The following is a 17071-nucleotide window of genomic DNA, read 5'->3' as shown; positions in this document are numbered from 1 at the left end:
TTCAACGGCTTGTTGGAAATATTACTCGAAAATTTATCCCGCACATCCATTTATTCCAGCCAAGCAGTTCGTATTGTCTCGGAGAATTGAAGAAGATTGAGCTGACTCTTGTCGGTCAGGAGACAGGTTCCAACGCACGGCTGGTGATCTCTCCGAAGGGGGATGGAACATTCTGAATTGATTTCGTCTCTCTTTTCCCAGAAGAAACGTTTAAGAAGCGGAAAAATGGCTTGCGGCCTGATCTTGTCGGTTTGCTGCAAGGGCTGTCTCTTACATTCCTCCGTTATCCGGGGGGCTGCTTCGTCGAAGGATTCTCTGTTGAAACTCATACAGATGGAAGAAGACGGTGGGAGACATTACAGAAAGGGCTTCCCATCGGGCTCTCTGGCATTATCGCTCCACGAATGGGCGGCAGCCAACAGCATGTAAGGACATATTAGAACGGCGTCTCTCCGTTAGATGAGAGACGCCGTTTCTGACCGATTACCCGTGGATGGCAAGGATCGTAAATGTAGTATAGAAAAGAGTGTAAAATGTACCTAACGCAATAAACCAGGCAAAAATGTTACTTTCATTTTTATACTCTGTTTTTGGTTTTTCCATGTGTATCAGCTCCTTATCTTTGCTGAAATCATGATTTGTGAACAAATTGTGTCTTACCTATTACATATTATTAAACATTTTGTGTCTAAAATCAAACACTTTTTTATTTTATCTTGACAAATGGTGATTTAACACAAAAAACACAGTGTCGATGCAGCAGGATCGATACTGTGTTTAAGTTGTGTTAATGCATATTATGGAAAGGAAATTGATGTTCTCAATAGGGGTTTTCCAATTAAGGGGTAAAGCCTTCTTCGCGCAAGTAATCCTCTGCTTCCTCACGCGTTTCGAAAACCATTTCAATGCTGGAACCGGCATATATGTACCATAAATCGTCCTCATTCTTCAATAGCAGGGAACCGGCATCAGAGTCATGCCAAATCTCTTCTACCGTTTTGTTGGGTATTTTGCTGCTGGTGGCTGCTGATGCTGGTGATTCTCTAGGGTCAGCTTCAGAGCCGACAACCTCTGAGGCAGAGGGGTCTGCATGATTCATGTCAGAAGCCGATAGGGAGTCAATGGATTGTTGAATGATTTGCCGGAGCTCGGCTTCTGAGAAATCGCGAATATTAATCAAGCCTTTGGCGTTGATGTCGGAGCGATCCAGCAGCCCGGCATAAACAAAGCCATTGCCATTCGGATGCAGATGATAACCGACCGTTTTTTTGTCATGAACGCTGTCCTCATAGTGGAAATTAACGCGGCCAAGCGATACGTCCCTGCGCTCAAGTTGAGGGAACGACTCAAAAATATGAAGTTTCTGTTGGAACGTGAGCATGTACAGCCTCCCTAGTTACGATTATTTCATTGTGCCGTGATTATATCATAATCCAATTGGAAAGTTATATGCGGAGCAGGTCTAATGGAGAAAAAAAGAAACCGTCGGAAAGACGGTTTCAAAGTTTACCGGAAAAACTGCTGATGTTCCACGGTCTCAGACTTTATTTAGTGGCTTGCCTATAAGATTAAGCATCCGGGGACAACGGCTGATCATCGTCCTGTTTTTTCTGATAGAGTATTCTCGAAGTAAATATGCCAGCCAAGCCAAGGGAGATGAACAAGACGGCCCGCACGCCAATGGACACCCAAGGCAGGTCGATAATAATAACTTTAAGCAGGATGACGAATAAGAAGATAACTCCAGCGAGTCTCACGCGAGATCTGTTCGAGGCGAGCCCGAATATAATTAAACCGGCCGCATACAAAATCCATACCGCAGATAAGCTCAAATGATGGATATCGCTGCTTAATGATTTGGTTAGCACATGGGCGATTTGCGTCAAGAAAATAAGACCAAGTACGGCTTCAGCCCAGTTGAAGACGTCCCATAAAGAGAGTATCCACTTGGGTTCTTGCTGTCTTTTTGTAATAAAGTAGGGAATTGGAAAGCTAATTAACAGTAAGAGCCAAGCCAGTGTCTCTGTAGAAAAAAATTCAGGAATAAAGCTGAACAAAGTCAGAAAGGCACTGAACAAATACAAGGTCAAACCAACAATTTGCTGTAATAAGCTCCTTAGTTTGATGCCGAGAATGAGCGACAGCATGCCTAGCACGAGTAGTACGCTGATTTTGTAGTCATTCCCTACGCTGTCGACTATGAATACAACCCACCCGTATGTAGCGATGGAGGCGAATAATTCCGACATTTGCTTTTGCTTGTGGCTCATTACGGCTGCAATGCTATACAGGATGGACAGTAGAGCTATAACGATTGTAAACGTATAACCCTCCTCATAGCCGTAAAGCTCGATCAACCAAAGGGAAAGCAGGAAAAAACCGATCGGCAGTAAAATCATCTGATCCAACTTGTGGCGATATTGCCGGGTTACTGTAATACCGAATAACACCAGGTGCTGCAATAGTACGGCTGTTAAGAAGAGCCAGTTGCTCTTGTTGTAGTATCCCTGTGCGTACAAAATCAAGAGCGGTATATGCAGGACTGCGATGGCAACGATATAGGCCGCACGAAAGTTGAAGCGGGTGGATACCAGTATCATGGCTATAGAAAAAATAGCTTCGTACAATATGAACATCCACGGGTCAGCCGGGGATTTAGCGAGAAACGGGATCAGGTAGCCCGATAGCATAGCAATGATAATCAATGTTTGTGAACGATGATGTACCGCAATAAATACGCCGAAGGCGATGGACATTATGTATAGAACAAAAGCAATGCCAAGCGGTAATAAGCCATAGAGCATATGTGCGGCAAAAAGAGTTAATACCAGCACCGCGTTAGCTCCGCCTAGTACGACCTGTCCAAGAGCCTCACGTTGTGCGCGAACCTGCTTATCTCCGAACCAGTACATTGCTGCGGCCAATACAACCCCTAGCAAGCAGCGAACCGGCTCGCTTAAGTATCCGGCATTTACGGCCGCCATGAACAACCACAATACGCCAAGCAATAGTACGACGATAAATACGCGCGGCAACCATACCCGTGAAATTGCATATTCCCAGTCCCGGGATGAGCTTGGCTTCGTCGTCGGCCTCATATTAGAAGCGGGGTGGGCGGAGTTTGGCTGCTGCTGCTGATTGTAGTCTAGTGGCGCTCCTTGCGGCTTCCACTCGAATGTCACCTGTTGCTGCTGCTGTTGAGGCATACCTTGCGGGTTCCACATCGTCGCTCCTTGCTGCTGTTGGTAGTGCTGCTGAGTGTTGGTGTGCCCGCCTTGGCGTTGAGGCTGCTGCTGCTGCTGATTGTAGTCTAGTGGTGCACCTTGCGGCTTCCACTCGGGTGTCACCTGTTGTTGCTGCTGCTGAGGCAGAGCTTGCGGGTTCCACGCCGGTGGCCCTGCTGGCTGCCCCTGTTGTTGTTCGTTCTGCATCTGCGCTTGGTTAGAACCGTGAGCATCTTGCATTTCCGATGAATTTGGATTTGGAGAACCCGAAGTATGTCCGGTGTCATTTTTTAGCTCAGATAATTTTTGGGTTAGTTTACGTAACTCTTCCTCCAGTTCACTGATCTTTTTGTCTTTATCCAAGTTTGAATCACCTCTGACTTTACTAAAATAGTAGAGCGTTTGGTACGGAACCACGTTCAATAATTTGACGATAACGAATGGTTACAAAACGTTCAAGTCCATAAAATGGAAGTGAGTATCCTAAGTGTAAAGGGATTATATGCTATAAACTACCCCTAGTAAATATAATCCGAACGAAAAATTTAGTTAATGTGCTGAATTGATAGCTTTGACAGGAAGGGCTATAGCGTTAATCGGTATTCCATAAATATGTGCTGGAATCAGCAGGCTAGAATAGTTGCCGCTTAAAGCTTTGTGTAGATTATCGTTCGAAGATGGGTTTGGATCACCGACTTCAAAGCCTAAATCGATGCTTGCAGACAGTTCATTGAATAGAAGCTTACATAATTATTTTGTGAAAATTGAAGACAAGCCCTCTCCTTGAACTTATTTGTGTGGTAGTATATGTAGTTGAGTCCGAATAGGGGAAGCGCCGAATGCCAAAATGCCAAGTGGTATAATGTTGATGTAACGCAAGAGAAAGAATAAGGAAACAAGGAATTGAAAGAGGAGAACTGAACTTGGAAGAGTATAATGAAATGCTTGAACAAATGAATATCCAGCATGCGATTATCGGAGACGTGACGACAAGCCTGCCCGACATTCTTCAAGACCTGACGAAGGTTCGTTTGTCTTCGCTTGCTTCCGCCTGCAATTTGCCTGGACGTTCTAAGATGAAAAAGCAGGAATTAATAGAAGCGCTGACAGCCTACATGACCGATGCAGAACATCTGCACTCCGCTCTACGTACTGCCAGTCGCCTGGAGTGGCAGTTATTTGAATCGCTTCTTCGTCAGCCTGTTCAACAGAACAATCTTATTTTAGTTGAGCGCTATTGGTATTTAATGAGCCGTGGGCTCGTATTTACTTATTTCAGCGGAGGCCAGCTTTATATCGTTATGCCGAATGAGATTCGAGAAGCTTACGCTATGCTGGATCACGGGGAATTCCATCGTCAACGGGCGGCTGTAGAGCTCGTTCATGAGTATATATTAGCAATGACGCATTTATACGGTGCAGTTGGGCCGGACAAGTTCGTTGAAATTTATAATCGGCAGAACAACAGCGAGCCCCTCGATCGGGAACGGTTCACGAAGCTGTTCGGAGAGCTAACAAGCAGAGAACAGAATTACGCGATGGAGAAAGGCTTCATCGTTGATGGATATTTATCCCTAGAGGAATCGCAGGATGAACTTGAAGAACTGCTGTTGCAAATTAAAGACAAGCCATATTTCATTCCGAGGCGGGAAGAACTGCTGAAATACGCTGATGAAGACTACTTCGAAATGACGCCACAGCTGACGAAGCTGAAAGCGTATGTGATGAAGGAAATCTCTCGGGATGCAGAAATGGTTGACCATCTTATCGACGATATCCAGCTAGCCTGCACGATGCAAGCGACATCGGGAGACCTGATTCATGAGTTTGAGAGAAGAGAGTTGAAGTTCCAGAGCATGGAACAAGCGGACATTGTTGTGGCACTAATGAACGATGTCTACAATCATACAAGACAGTGGATTCACAGAGGACATACACCATTCGAAATGAACCGGATTTCAGGCAACGTGGAGCTGAGAGCAGCGCATCGCCAGCTAAGTCCTTTGAATAAAAGCCAGGTTTCCGTCACCAAAATCGGCCGCAACGAGCCATGCCCATGCGGCAGCGGTTTTAAGTATAAAAGATGCTGCGGCAAGTCATAGAAATGAATTGCAATGGTATATCAATAATTTGACAACTCTTGCGAAGACATATACAGTAGTAGTGAAAATGAATAGGAAGTCCACTAGGGGAGCCGCCAGCGGCTGAGACAAGATCGAATCTTGGACCCTTTGAACCTGATCTAGTTCGTACTAGCGTAGGAAAGTGGAGTCGGATTTCATCCCTGACACGGACACTTGTTGGATTTTTCCTAGCTGTGTAAGGGTAACGTTGATGAAGCCGCTCCATATATGGAGCGGCTTTTTTGGTGTATGCCGACTGTTTCGCAGCAAGTAGCGATTGGCCGGCGCATGCTTTTATCGTGGGTCATCCCTAATGGCTTCCTGATCATGTTCACATTATTTTTGGAGGTGGAGAACAATGAGTTTTACGCAGGAGCTCCGTCAGAAGGCGGACGGAATTTTTCAGGCTATTTTTGAACACCCTTTTGTGAAAGGAATCGCTAACGGCGATTTGAAGAAGGAGCAGTTGATTCATTATGTCAAACAGGATCATGAGTATCTTACGGCCTACATGCGAATTTACGGCATTGCTATATCCAAATGCTCGGATCGGGACGAGATTGAGATGTTTAATCAGCAAATTTCATTTATTCTCAACAGTGAAGTCCATCCGCATAATAACTTCTGTTCGGTCGCCGGTGTTACTTATGATCAAATGCAGGGCTTTGCGCTGGCACCGGGAGCACACCATTATATCCGCCATATGCTGACTGTCGCGCATGAAGGAAGCTTAGCTGAAATCATGGCTGTGCTGCTGCCGTGTCCGTGGACTTATCTGGAGATTGGTGAGAAGTTGATGAAGGAAGTTCAGCCGACAGAAGCTCATCCATTCTATGAATGGATTCATTTCTATGCGACACGCACGAATACAACCGCCAAGTTCTGTGAGCGTCTGGACAAGTGGGCGGAAATCACGACCGAGCTTGAGCGTCGTAAGATGACGGAGCATTATTTGCTCAGCTGCCAGCTGGAGTACATGTTCTGGGATATGGCCTACAATGTACAGGATTGGCCGGTTCCGATGAAGCCTGTGGAGTATGCCTTGTAAGAAACTGATCGACTCTATCATCCTAATAAAAAAGTGAGGCAGGTTCATAATGAGTACGCTTGAACATGATATTACATCTCTTCTTACGAAAGTTCAGAGATCCAAACCGCTCATTCATAATATAACCAATGTGGTAGTTACTAATTTTACGGCAAACGGGCTGCATGCGCTGGGAGCATCGCCCGTTATGGCCTACGCTCCCGAGGAAGTAGCGGATATGGCTAAAATCGCCGGGGCGCTCGTGCTTAATATCGGCACCTTATCGACCGCGCATGTAGAGGCGATGATCATCGCCGGATTATCCGCGAACAAGCATGGCGTGCCTGTATTGCTCGATCCGGTCGGCGCGGGAGCAACGAAGTTCCGCACGGAGTCGGCGCTGCGAATCCTCCGCGAGGTGAAGGTATCGCTGGTGCGCGGGAATGCGGCGGAGATTGCGAATCTTATCGGCGAAGCGCGCGAGATCAAAGGCGTTGATGCCGGAGACAGCGCAGGCACTGGCAATGTCCAGCTTGGACTGCGTGCAGCCCGCGAGCTGAATGCGACCGTAGCCATTACGGGAAAGGAAGATGTCATTACGGATGGCAGCCTATGCCGGGTAATTAGCGGGGGAGACGCGCTGCTCACTCAGGTAACAGGCGCGGGCTGCTTGCTGACATCGGTGTTGGGCGCTTTTGCCGCGGTGGAGAAAGATTTGCTGTTGGCGGGCACGGCTGGGCTGGCCTTCTACGGTGCGGCTGCCTCCCGTGCAGCCGAGCGTACATCCGGCATCGGCCCAGGCAGCTTCCAGATCGCTTTTCTTGATGAGCTCGCCAAGCTGCACCCGCATTCGCTCAAGGGGCATGCGGCTGTGCGTGAAATACAGTTGTCCGCCACCGGGGAGGCGTTGACATGAGTATAGCCAGAGCGCTTACGATTGCTGGTTCGGATAGCGGCGGAGGAGCGGGCATACAGGCTGACCTCAAGACGTTCCAAGAGTTGGACGTCTTCGGCATGTCGGCGATTACGGCCATCACAGTGCAGAATACGCTGGGGGTTCAGGGCGTATATCCGCTGCCGCCGGAAGCCGCCGCAGAGCAGATCGACGCGGTCAGTACTGATCTTGGCGTGGACGCTTTGAAGACGGGGATGCTGTTCAGCGCCGATATTATTGATGCGGTGGCTGGCCGCATACGAGAGCACGGCTGGCGCAATGTCGTCGTCGATCCGGTGATGATCGCCAAGGGCGGAGCGGACTTGCTGCTGCCAGAGGCCGTGAAGGCACTGAAAGAGCGACTGCTTCCGCTTGCGCTCATCATCACGCCGAATATCCCGGAAGCGGAGGCCTTGGCCGGGATAAGCATCCGCTCGATGGAGGATCGGCGCGAGGCGGCGAAGCGCATTTGTGCTTACGGCCCGGCAGTCGCCGTGATTAAGGGCGGGCACGATGAAGGCGGCGAGCAGGTTGTGGATCTGCTCTATGACGGCGACTCATTCTTGGAGCTTACGGGCCGCCGGATTCATACCGTGCATACGCATGGAACGGGCTGCACTTATTCCGCCGCGATTGCTGCCGGATTGGCGAAGGGGTTAACGGTGCTGGAGGCGGTGCAGACGGCTCGGGCGTATATTCAGGCGGCGATCGAGGACAGCCTGGCGCTGGGCGGGGGGCATGGCCCAACGAACCATTGGGCTTATCGCCGCAGAAGGGAGAAGGGCTGATGAGCGGCAGCATCTCTCCAGAACAAATGCGCCGCTACTTGCGGATGTATCTCGTCATCGGCAGTGTGAACTGCCATGAGGAGCCGCTTCGCGTCGTGGAGGAGGCGTTGAGCGGAGGCGCAACGATGATCCAGTTCCGCGAGAAGGGGCCTGGTGCATTAACCGGGGAGGCCAAGCTGGCGCTCGCGCTGGAGCTGCAGGCGGCTTGCCGACGCGCCGGGGTGCCGTTCATCGTCAACGATGACGTGGAGCTCGCCGCCCGGATCGGGGCGGATGGCATTCACGTCGGGCAGGACGATGAATCTGCGGGTGCTGTTCGCGCCCGAATCGGCAACCGCATCCTCGGCGTGTCCGCGCATACGGTCAAGGAAGCGCGGACGGCGCTTGTGCATGGCGCCGACTACATCGGCGTCGGCCCGATTTACCCGACCATCTCCAAGGATGATGCACGCCCGGTGCAGGGCACCCGGATGATCAAGGAGATGCGGGAGCAAGGGATTAAATTGCCGATCGTCGGAATTGGAGGAATTACGGCCTCGCGTGCCGGTGAAGTGATCCGAGCAGGTGCGGACGGCATAGCCGTCATCTCCGCAGTCACGCGGGCGGATAACGTGCGTGAGGCCGTGAAGTCGCTCGTCGAACAGGCGGTTCAGAAGCAGAAAGATTTCAGAAGTGAAAAAGGTTGAGAGCAGTACCGCGAAGCAGGCCGCAGATTCGTATAGGAATCTGCGGCCTGTCTCTGTATTGACATGCTGCTCGATGTTATGGATTGCGGCTTACCTCCTGTTCGCCATGAAATCATCTGGTGATGATATCCACGTCATGATAATTCGGGAACTAAGTCTTAGAAACAAAAACTGGAAATATACGTTTAATCTTTTAACCCGTATATATTGGAGTAATGATTTATTCTATACGCGCATAAGCTATCTAAACAGATGCCCTTTTTTTCGGTACAACCATATGGCCGCCGATATCCTATGACATTTTTAAAGATTAAGAAGGTTATAGGCAAGATGAAAGGTAAGGAAGCAACCCGACTGGAGCGATGCTGGATAGGGATTGCCTCCGTGCAGCAGATTCGTTGATCTAATTCTGATTCATATGCTGTTTGCCTCATTTAGCTTTCGTGTCAGCTTGATCTGCAGCTTTTGTAGCTTCCTTGTGAGCTTCTATGCTTTTTACCTGCTGGCTTAAGAGATGTATCGTGTCGTCCATTTTATCCAGCTTATCGCCCATCGTTTGCAGCACGTATTTGATTAGAATAAAGCTTAGAGTAACGGGAAAACCGACGTTCGTGATCAGAGTAACCATATCAGCAACCTGCATCACCGCTCCCTCCTTTCTGCTAAATCTCCTTTCACTACTATAGAGAAATTAAAGAGAGGGAATTACAACCTGGAATATAGAAAAAAATGTTATAATTTCAATAAATGAGTTGATTTTTTAGTTGTTAAATTTATAAGAATTTTTCCCTAAAGGTAGAAGATGAAATTGAAAGGGGGAGGTAGCTTTGGAACAACAACAAACCGTGTACGAGCAATATCGGAAAGAAGTCTATCGGATCGCCTGGCGGATTCAGTATCGAGCAAAAGTCGTGCGGAAGCGGGAGTGTTCGTTTGGTGGAATGGAACCTGCCACAACCAGTTTCGCCTCATCTTCTGATAATAAAATCGTTGTAAGGCAGCTGATCAATGCCCTCCCGTCGGATACGGGCAGATCTATTATCTTCAAAATCTATATTCAAGACAAGACAGAGCAGGAGGTTGCCCGTGAGTTGAACATGAGTCAGCAAGGGGTGAACAAATGGAAACGAAAGATGATCAAAGAATTGTCCCGGATGATGAGTTCTTGAACCTGCTCTATAAAGCGAGACAGAATGATGTTGAATCCACTCTTAAGCTCATTGAGCTCTACAAAGGGGACATACTCAGGGTAAGCAAGTTTATTCACACGTCGGAGGAAGATGCCGTTTCGGATATTATATTAGAGTTTTTGGAGTTGATTAAGGAGCAGAAGGAGTAGGCAAATCCCTGGAGCTGGGGTTTGCCTCTTTTTCTATTTTCACTGCAGATAAAGTTACTCGTTAAAAAATATGCCGGGCAGCGGTTGTAAACGCCGGGCCGGATTTTCCTTTATTAGTAGGATCCCCCATACTCCTTCCGCCACTGGGAAGGCGTGATGCCTTTATATTGCTTAAACAGCTTGGTGAAATAATTCGGGTTGCCGCATCCGATCTGCTCGGCGATTTCCGTAATGGTGAGATCGCTGCTGCCAAGCAGCCTCATCGCCTCGTTGATGCGAATGAAATTGACGTATTCGATGAATGTGGAGCCGGTGGTTTTCTTGAATATTTTGCAAAAATGATACGGGTTGAGATTCATCATCGCTGCCGCCTTGGTCACGGTAATCGGCTCCGTATAATGCGCATCGATATGGAGCAGCAGTTGCTTGAAGCGATCCGCATTGCGCGTATGGGCCAGATTCGCCCGCCCCTGCTGTTCCCCGGGCATGAAACGGCGGGACAGCAGGGTAAACAGCATGTACAGCAGGCTCTTGACCATTAGCTCGTATCCGGGCTGCTTGCCTTCGAATTCGCTGATGATCTCCTCCAGAATATGCTTGAACCGCAGAGTTGCCGTGTCTTGATGACTGAGCTTGACAGGAAAAAGCAGAGCCCCGTCCAAGTAGGGCGTTATATAGAGTGCATGCTTCGGGTCGGGGGCTTTGCCATGCCGGAGCAGCGCCACGTTAAACACGATGGCGCAATATTCCAGCGCGCTGTCGTCTGCTGCATAACCCGCATGTAGAGCGCCAGAGGGAACGATGATGATATCGCCGGCCTGTGCTTCATAGGGGTTGCTGTCAATATAGAATACGGCCTTTCCCCTGGATACAAGCAGAATCTCGAAATGATCATGCCAATGCAAATGGAATGAAGGGGTGCCCTTCTGCTGCTGCTCCTGGCAAAGACGAAATATATTAAAGGGATAGGATGGATCGTTAAAATACGTATGCTCCCGCAATTCCTGGGGTTGCGTCATTTCAGCCACAGCTCCTCTAGCGCAATATTGAACTGAAAAAGCACAAGATTGTATAGAGATATAATCAAGCAAGTGCTATACAATGGGTTTATGCTTCACAATATACTCAATATAGGAGTGGTTGGCAAATGCAACACGGCAATCATTTGTTACGTATAGGCACACTGGTAGGCGGACAGGATGCGGTGCGGGTCATTCCGCAAATTTTGCCGCATGGCTTTGAGTCCTTTAGCCTGACCTTTTGGCAAACGACGGGCGGCATCGATTTGGCGGAGCTTGCCAAGCAGGTGCGCAAAATGACCGATGAGCATGGCGTAGTCATCTCCAGCATCGGCGTATTCGGCAACCCGCTGACAGGCGAAGGGGACAATGCGGATACGTTGGCTAGCTGGGAGCGGGCCATCGACCATGCGCATCTGTTCGGGGCGGATATCGTCAGCGGCTTCACCGGACGCCTGACGGATCGTCCGATCGATGAATCGCTGCCGCGCTTCAAGGAAGTGTTCGGAGAACTGGCCAAGCGTGCGGCTGATCGGGGCGTACGGATCGCGTTCGAGAACTGCGACATGGGCGGTACCTGGTGGAAGGGAGACTGGAATATCGCTCACAATCCACAGGCTTGGGAGATGATGTTCAACGAGGTTCCGGCCGATAATCTCGGACTCGAATGGGAGCCCTGCCATCAGATGGTCAGCCTGATCGATCCGATTCCGCAGCTTCGGAAATGGGTGGACAAGGTGTTCCATGTTCATGGCAAGGACGCGACGATCGCTTGGGATATCGTAAAGGAATACGGCATCCACGGGCCGAAGGAATTTGTCTGGCACCGGACGCCGGGATTTGGCGACACGAACTGGACGGATATTATTACGATTTTACGTCAAGCGGGGTACAAGGGAACGATCGATATCGAAGGCTGGCATGACCCGGTTTATCGCGATGAACTGGAGATGACCGGGCAGGTGCATGCGCTGAATTACTTGAAGCAGTGCCGCGGCGGAGCCTTCGTGCCGAACCCGCTGTAAGGTTGGATAGACGCAACTATATAGGTTGAAATAGGTTGAAATTTCAGACTTTATGTCTTGCAAGAGTGTGAAACTTTATATAGCTGCAAGAGGTGGTGGAGAGAATGAGTAAGCAGCATAGGATTGTGGTTGCCGGCTGCGGCGAAATGTCGAACGTGTGGATCAAGGAGCTGCTGAAGCGGGATGATGCCGTGATTGTTGGCCTTGTTGATGTCTATATTGGCCAGGCTGAGAAAGTACGGGATGCATATGGACTGGAATGCGGCGTATACACCGGGCTGGAGCAGGCCATTGTCGATACGGGGGCGGACTTAGTTATCGACGTGACGATTCCTGACAGCCATTATGAGATCAGTACGACAGCCATGAAGCATGGCTGCCATGTCTTTGGCGAAAAGCCGATGGCGGCTACGATGCGGGAAGCGAGGAAGATCATCGAAACGGCGGATGCCACGGGCAGGTCGTTGTCGGTTATGCAGAACCGCCGGTACGATGTCAATATCCGCGGGCTTCGCGAGCTGATATCATCCGGCACAATCGGCAGGCTCGGCATGATCAATGCAGATTTTTTCCTTGGGCCGCATTTCGGCGGGTTCCGCGATGTGATGGAGAGTCCGCTGATTCTGGACATGGCGATCCATACCTTTGACCAAGCTCGGTTCATCGTCGGCGCAGACCCGGTGTCGGTCTACTGCCATGAATTTAATCCCCCGGGATCGTGGTACAAAGGGAATGCATCCGCTGTTTGTATCTATGAAATGTCGGACGGCTCCGTATTCAGCTACCGCGGCTCCTGGTGTGCAGAAGGCGTTCCCACGTCCTGGGAGGGCGATTGGCGGATCGTCGGCGAGAAGGGAACGGCCATTTGGGACGGGATTCATGCGCCTTATGCGGAAGTACTGGCTAGCGAACTGGCGGCTGACGATGCGGCGGAGAAGAAGTTCATTCGCGATATGGTGCGGATTGAAGTGCCTCTGAATTGGAGCGGCAAGCCAGGGCATGAGGGTTGTCTGGACGAAATGTTCCAGGCCCTCAAGGAGGGCCGTCCAGCCGAGACTGACAGCCGCGATAACATCCACAGCATGGCCATGGTACTCGGTGCGATCGAGAGTGCGAAGAGTGGTCGGAAGGTTATGCTCGGATAAGGTCGGATAAAGGAAAAGCTGATATGTAAAGGAAACAAGCTATCGACGGTTTTTTTATTAGGAGGGGGCAGCGTTGCTCTCTCCTTTTCATGTTGTGAAAGACTGGAACTTCCTTATTCCGCACTAAAGAAAAATCCGCCAAAAGCGGCGGATGATAATTTATTGCGTATCTTGCTTCACGAATATATCTCTTCTACTTCACAGGGATTTCAATCACTTTATTGTATGCCTTCATATAATGTATCCCTTTGATATGCAAGTATTCCGGCATGACTGAAGTATCGAACAGTAAAGTGCGCTCCTTCAAAATTCCCCCATCGTCCAGCTTGGTTTCGATTTGATTTACGGTCGTTTTTAGAGCAGTTGTCTCGTTCTGCGTTTCAATAGATACGCCATCAAGCAGGATATCGTCATCCGTAGCGATTGTAATCTCCACGCCTTGGGACGTGACGGCTGCTTTTTTCACCCAAAGTTTTTTGCCATCCAGAGAGAAAGGCTCGTTGCCAGCCGAAGAGAGAGGCAGTCTCTGATCCAACTGCTGGTAGCCGACAAACTCTTTCATAACGAGCTCCAGGGATGTCAAAGGCTTGGGCAGTGCCCCGTAACGAAGATCGAACTTTCTGCCGCCCAGGGAAGATCCATGTCCGCTTCCTATCAATTCTACAGGCGTGCCGTTCGCAATTAGCTCTATTCCGCTTAATGCGGAAGGAAGGCGATCGAAGTTATCGACGTTTAGCGAGCCTTCGATCATGGTCATCGTTGGCGTGGCGGTAATGGATTGAAAGTTTAACGTGCCTTTGTCGACTTTTACCGTCTTGCGGAGCGACTTCCTCACCTCGGTCTGCATCGCCTGGTTTGGATCATAGGGGAAGGAGATGGTGTGTTCGATGAGTTGGTTATTTTCCGTCCGATCCCAATAATGCAAGTTCAGCTTCTTGGCAAAAGGGCTCACGGGCTGAAAGGACATCGTTCCCTTCACCTCCGTCTGTTCCTCATTTTGCAACGACGTGCCGCTCTCTAGGTTGGAGTTCGTTAAGAAGCCGGTGAATTTCGATGGCCGGAACAGGTCGATGCCGTTATCCTCAATGCCCTCGGGATTCGTCAGGGTATAGTACATGATCAGTTGGTTTGCATCTGTCATGATGCCGTTAATCGTGAGTTCCGTTCCATCGCTTAGGTTCGTCTTTTTATCAACGATTTGCCCCATGCCTTGCTCATTGAGTTCCTGCAGCTGTGAACCGCCAATTAACTCATCGAATCCAAGCAGCTTCTTGCCGTAATAAGCGAAGGCATTGTAATGATACCCGAAGACCACGAGGAAGAACAAAGCGACCGCCGCAGCCTTCCAGACCGAGGGAATCCGTCTTTTCGTTCTTTGAGAATCCGTCTTGTTCAGCGCATCTCTTAATCGTGTCTCCAACTCCTCGGGTGCAGTTACGGAATCTATACGCATTTTCTCTTCCGCTAATCGTTTTTCAACGTGATTCATACATATCCTCCCCGTAGAGTTCTCTGAGCTTCTTCAGTCCTTGAAAAATCCGGGATTTCACGGTACCTATAGGTACATTCGTGATCTCCGCGATCGTTTGGTAATCGAAGTCATGCCAATACTTCAATTGAATCGCTTCTTGCTGCTGCTCGTTCAAATGGAGCAGCAGCTTCTGGATATCTATCTGCTGATCGCTGCGTCGATAAGGGTCGCCGAACTGGGGATCATAATCCGCGGCCAGATCGCCGTCCCTGCTGACATCGTCTATCAGCACCAGCTTATCCCTTTTGCGAAGCAAGGCTTTGCAGCAGTTCGCTAGAATAGTCTTGCTCCAACTGTAGAAGGCTTCCTCCTTGTTGAGCTGGCCGATATTCTCGTATAATTTTACGATCATCTCTTCCATGGCATCCATCGCGTCATGCGAATTGCCCATATAGGTGAGCGCCAGCCTGTAATAGCTGTCTTTCTCGGCCAGAATCAATTGAAGGAGCGCATCTTTATTTCCCCTTTTTGCTTTTTTCACGTATCGAACCGCATTCATTGCTTCACCTCACTCCCCTATAAGAGTCGCAACCCATAGGAAAAGTTCATTTATTCAAAAATATTTCGCTATTTGATTAGCTTAGCTAGTTCAAAGTATATCATCTACGGTTAGTTATTTTTGAGATGCGACATAAGGCGAATCCTTCCAGGGAACACTGTTCTTCATAAGGAGTCTTGTTAAGCAATTTCAAATCGAGGAGGAATTTCATGCTGCGGACAAAAATCATTTGTACACTTGGGCCGGCTTGCGACACAGTAGAAATTTTAAAAGAAATGATCAAAGCCGGAATGACGGTGGGACGCCTGAATATGGCTCACGGGGAGCCAGAGGAGCATGCAGAGCGGATCAGCCGCCTTCGTGAGGCTGCGAAGGAGGTCGATGCATATATTCCGGTCATGATGGATATTAAGGGGCCCGAGGTACGAATCGGCAAGCTGAAGGAGGCGTCCAGCCAATTAAAGGCGGGCGAGGAGCTGATCTTGACGACTGAAAATATAGAAGGCGATTCGCGCCGGATTTCCGTCAATTATGCCGAAATGCCTGCGGTGGTGAAGAAAAATGATCGCATCTTAATCGATGACGGCCTGATTGAGCTAGATGTCATTGAGGTTGAGGGTACGGAGATTCGCTGTCATATCAAGAGCGGCGGCACGCTTAAACCTCGCAAGGGCGTAAATTTACCGGGAATCCGGACGACGCTTCCGGGTGTAACCGAACGGGATATTCGTCATATCGACTTCGGTCTGGAACAGGGGATCGAAATGATCGCAGTATCGTTTGTACGCAAGGGGGATGACATTCGCGAAGTCCGGCGGCTTCTGGAGGAGCGGGGTGCCGGGCATGTGCAGATTATTTCTAAAATTGAGAACGATGAAGGCGTTCGGGAACTCGACGACATTATCGAGGCTTCGGACGGTATTATGGTGGCCCGGGGAGATCTGGGTGTGGAGGTTCCTGTCGAAAATGTCCCGGCGATGCAGAAAGAAATGATCGATAAATGCAATCTGGCCGGCAAGCCGGTCATCGTTGCAACGCATATGCTGGAATCGATGCAGGTCAATCCGCGGCCAACGCGTGCTGAAGTCAGCGATGTTTACAATGCAGTGATCCAAGGGGCGGATGTCGTCATGCTCTCTGGGGAATCCGCTGCCGGCAAATATCCGATACCGTCCGTTCAGACCATGGCTAGAGTGGCGCAACAGGCCGAGTCTACCATCGACTATCGGGAGCAATTTAATCGAAAAAGAGTCCAGCATGTAACCAATATTACCGAGGTTATCAGCCAAGGGGTGGTGAGCGCTTCACTGGAACTTGAGGCTAAAGCGATCATCACTTCAACTGAGAGCGGCTTTACCGCTCGCATGGTATCGAAATATCGGCCGAAGGCGCCAATTTTGGCGATTACCCATGATCGGCACGTGCTGTCTGCGATCTGTTTGCTCTCCGGCGTCTTTCCCTTCCAAGGCGAACAGGTATCGACTACGGATGAAATGTTTGATAAGGCGATCCGGCGGGCATTAAAGACAGGATATGTGGGCCTTGGCGATACCGTCGTACTGTCTGCAGGATTACCGCTTGGACAGGCGGGAACGACGAATCTGATCCAGATTCAGCAGGTGGAGGCTAGGGGGATTTTTATATCGTAATTGATCCTCTCAATACTCTTTTTCAGTAAAAATTGAATACATTCGGGCATCATTCTCATTCACGCGTACATCAGCCTATGCT

Annotated in this window: 16 protein-coding genes and 1 riboswitch; of the genes, 10 read left to right on the top strand and 6 right to left on the bottom strand. The window is 49.5% G+C overall.

What is annotated here, in order from left to right; all coding sequences use genetic code 11:
• Positions 1-838: 838 nt before the first annotated feature.
• Together CZ379_RS24295 and CZ379_RS24290 are read right to left on the bottom strand one after the other, a co-directional pair.
• On the bottom strand, positions 839-1381 hold the full coding sequence (locus CZ379_RS24295) for a hypothetical protein (RefSeq protein WP_110933971.1): 543 nt from the start codon (positions 1379-1381) through the stop codon (positions 839-841).
• A gap of 187 nt (positions 1382-1568) precedes the next feature.
• Positions 1569-3587, bottom strand: a complete 2019-nt coding sequence (locus CZ379_RS24290) for a DUF2339 domain-containing protein (RefSeq protein WP_110933970.1) — start codon at positions 3585-3587, stop codon at positions 1569-1571.
• Between the two features lie 560 nt (positions 3588-4147).
• Here CZ379_RS24290 and CZ379_RS24285 point away from each other — a divergent pair.
• The 5 genes from CZ379_RS24285 (at position 4148) to thiE (ending at position 8782) form a co-directional block, all read left to right on the top strand.
• On the top strand, positions 4148-5326 hold the full coding sequence (locus CZ379_RS24285; protein ID WP_110933969.1) for a Rho termination factor N-terminal domain-containing protein: 1179 nt from the start codon (positions 4148-4150) through the stop codon (positions 5324-5326).
• A 75-nt stretch (positions 5327-5401) separates the two neighbouring features.
• Positions 5402-5505, top strand: a riboswitch (TPP riboswitch).
• A 200-nt stretch (positions 5506-5705) separates the two neighbouring features.
• Positions 5706-6395, top strand: coding sequence for a thiaminase II (tenA, locus tag CZ379_RS24280; RefSeq protein ID WP_110933968.1), 690 nt, complete (start codon positions 5706-5708; stop codon positions 6393-6395).
• 49 nt (positions 6396-6444) lie between these two features.
• Entirely contained in the window at positions 6445-7290 is an 846-nt protein-coding gene (thiM, locus tag CZ379_RS24275; RefSeq protein WP_110933967.1) for a hydroxyethylthiazole kinase, read from the top strand.
• Positions 7287-8096: a bifunctional hydroxymethylpyrimidine kinase/phosphomethylpyrimidine kinase gene (thiD, locus tag CZ379_RS24270; protein ID WP_110933966.1), complete on the top strand. Its 810-nt coding sequence runs from the start codon at positions 7287-7289 to the stop codon at positions 8094-8096. Before thiM ends, thiD begins: the two co-directional genes overlap by 4 nt.
• Positions 8096-8782, top strand: a complete 687-nt coding sequence (gene thiE / locus CZ379_RS24265) for a thiamine phosphate synthase (protein WP_110933965.1) — start codon at positions 8096-8098, stop codon at positions 8780-8782. The genes thiD and thiE overlap by 1 nt, the downstream gene beginning before the upstream one ends.
• A gap of 430 nt (positions 8783-9212) precedes the next feature.
• On the opposite strand, the gene CZ379_RS24260 is transcribed toward thiE, so the two are convergent.
• Positions 9213-9425, bottom strand: coding sequence for a hypothetical protein (locus CZ379_RS24260; protein ID WP_110933964.1), 213 nt, complete (start codon positions 9423-9425; stop codon positions 9213-9215).
• A 184-nt stretch (positions 9426-9609) separates the two neighbouring features.
• Here CZ379_RS24260 and CZ379_RS24255 point away from each other — a divergent pair, with 184 nt between their 5' ends.
• On the top strand, positions 9610-9951 hold the full coding sequence (locus tag CZ379_RS24255; protein ID WP_110933963.1) for a DUF1492 domain-containing protein: 342 nt from the start codon (positions 9610-9612) through the stop codon (positions 9949-9951).
• Positions 9903-10121 carry a hypothetical protein gene (locus CZ379_RS24250; protein ID WP_110933962.1) on the top strand — a complete coding sequence of 73 codons (219 nt, stop codon included), beginning with the start codon at positions 9903-9905 and terminating at the stop codon, positions 10119-10121. Before CZ379_RS24255 ends, CZ379_RS24250 begins: the two co-directional genes overlap by 49 nt.
• 113 nt (positions 10122-10234) lie before the next feature.
• Here CZ379_RS24250 and CZ379_RS24245 read toward each other — a convergent pair whose 3' ends face one another.
• Positions 10235-11140, bottom strand: a complete 906-nt coding sequence (locus CZ379_RS24245) for a helix-turn-helix domain-containing protein (RefSeq protein WP_110933961.1) — start codon at positions 11138-11140, stop codon at positions 10235-10237.
• Between the two features lie 128 nt (positions 11141-11268).
• On the opposite strand from CZ379_RS24245, the gene CZ379_RS24240 reads away from it, so the two are divergent.
• Both CZ379_RS24240 and CZ379_RS24235 read left to right on the top strand, forming a co-directional pair.
• The gene (locus CZ379_RS24240; protein WP_110933960.1) at positions 11269-12165 is read left to right on the top strand and encodes a sugar phosphate isomerase/epimerase family protein; all 897 of its coding nucleotides are present in this window, start codon (positions 11269-11271) and stop codon (positions 12163-12165) included.
• 104 nt (positions 12166-12269) lie between these two features.
• Positions 12270-13310, top strand: a complete 1041-nt coding sequence (locus tag CZ379_RS24235) for a Gfo/Idh/MocA family protein (protein WP_110933959.1) — start codon at positions 12270-12272, stop codon at positions 13308-13310.
• 193 nt (positions 13311-13503) lie between these two features.
• On the opposite strand, the gene CZ379_RS24230 is transcribed toward CZ379_RS24235, so the two are convergent.
• Together CZ379_RS24230 and CZ379_RS24225 are read right to left on the bottom strand one after the other, a co-directional pair.
• Positions 13504-14799, bottom strand: coding sequence for a DUF4179 domain-containing protein (locus CZ379_RS24230; protein WP_110933958.1), 1296 nt, complete (start codon positions 14797-14799; stop codon positions 13504-13506).
• Entirely contained in the window at positions 14786-15340 is a 555-nt protein-coding gene (locus CZ379_RS24225) for a sigma-70 family RNA polymerase sigma factor (protein ID WP_110933957.1), read from the bottom strand. Before CZ379_RS24225 ends, CZ379_RS24230 begins: the two co-directional genes overlap by 14 nt.
• Positions 15341-15549: 209 nt before the next feature.
• Between CZ379_RS24225 and pyk the strand changes: the two genes are divergently transcribed.
• Entirely contained in the window at positions 15550-16989 is a 1440-nt protein-coding gene (gene pyk, locus CZ379_RS24220) for a pyruvate kinase (protein WP_110933956.1), read from the top strand.
• The last annotated feature ends 82 nt before the right edge of the window (positions 16990-17071 follow it).

The sequence above is a fragment of the Paenibacillus bouchesdurhonensis genome (genome assembly GCF_900155685.1).
Taxonomy (GTDB): Bacteria; Bacillota; Bacilli; order Paenibacillales; family Paenibacillaceae; genus Fontibacillus; species Fontibacillus bouchesdurhonensis.
Note: the sequence above shows the minus strand (reverse complement) of the source record. Positions and strands in the feature narration are given on the sequence as shown.

Excerpts from the sequence above, each read along its gene's own strand:
- CZ379_RS24295 (WP_110933971.1), bottom strand. The coding sequence starts at position 1,381 with ATGCTCACGTTCCAACAGAAACTTCATATTTTTGAGTCGTTCCCTCAA.
- tenA (WP_110933968.1), top strand. The coding sequence starts at position 5,706 with ATGAGTTTTACGCAGGAGCTCCGTCAGAAGGCGGACGGAATTTTTCAG.
- thiM (WP_110933967.1), top strand. The coding sequence starts at position 6,445 with ATGAGTACGCTTGAACATGATATTACATCTCTTCTTACGAAAGTTCAG.
- thiD (WP_110933966.1), top strand. The coding sequence starts at position 7,287 with ATGAGTATAGCCAGAGCGCTTACGATTGCTGGTTCGGATAGCGGCGGA.
- thiE (WP_110933965.1), top strand. The coding sequence starts at position 8,096 with ATGAGCGGCAGCATCTCTCCAGAACAAATGCGCCGCTACTTGCGGATG.
- CZ379_RS24260 (WP_110933964.1), bottom strand. The coding sequence starts at position 9,425 with ATGCAGGTTGCTGATATGGTTACTCTGATCACGAACGTCGGTTTTCCC.
- CZ379_RS24250 (WP_110933962.1), top strand. The coding sequence starts at position 9,903 with ATGGAAACGAAAGATGATCAAAGAATTGTCCCGGATGATGAGTTCTTG.
- CZ379_RS24245 (WP_110933961.1), bottom strand. The coding sequence starts at position 11,140 with ATGACGCAACCCCAGGAATTGCGGGAGCATACGTATTTTAACGATCCA.
- CZ379_RS24240 (WP_110933960.1), top strand. The coding sequence starts at position 11,269 with ATGCAACACGGCAATCATTTGTTACGTATAGGCACACTGGTAGGCGGA.
- CZ379_RS24235 (WP_110933959.1), top strand. The coding sequence starts at position 12,270 with ATGAGTAAGCAGCATAGGATTGTGGTTGCCGGCTGCGGCGAAATGTCG.
- CZ379_RS24230 (WP_110933958.1), bottom strand. The coding sequence starts at position 14,799 with ATGAATCACGTTGAAAAACGATTAGCGGAAGAGAAAATGCGTATAGAT.
- CZ379_RS24225 (WP_110933957.1), bottom strand. The coding sequence starts at position 15,340 with ATGAATGCGGTTCGATACGTGAAAAAAGCAAAAAGGGGAAATAAAGAT.
- pyk (WP_110933956.1), top strand. The coding sequence starts at position 15,550 with ATGCTGCGGACAAAAATCATTTGTACACTTGGGCCGGCTTGCGACACA.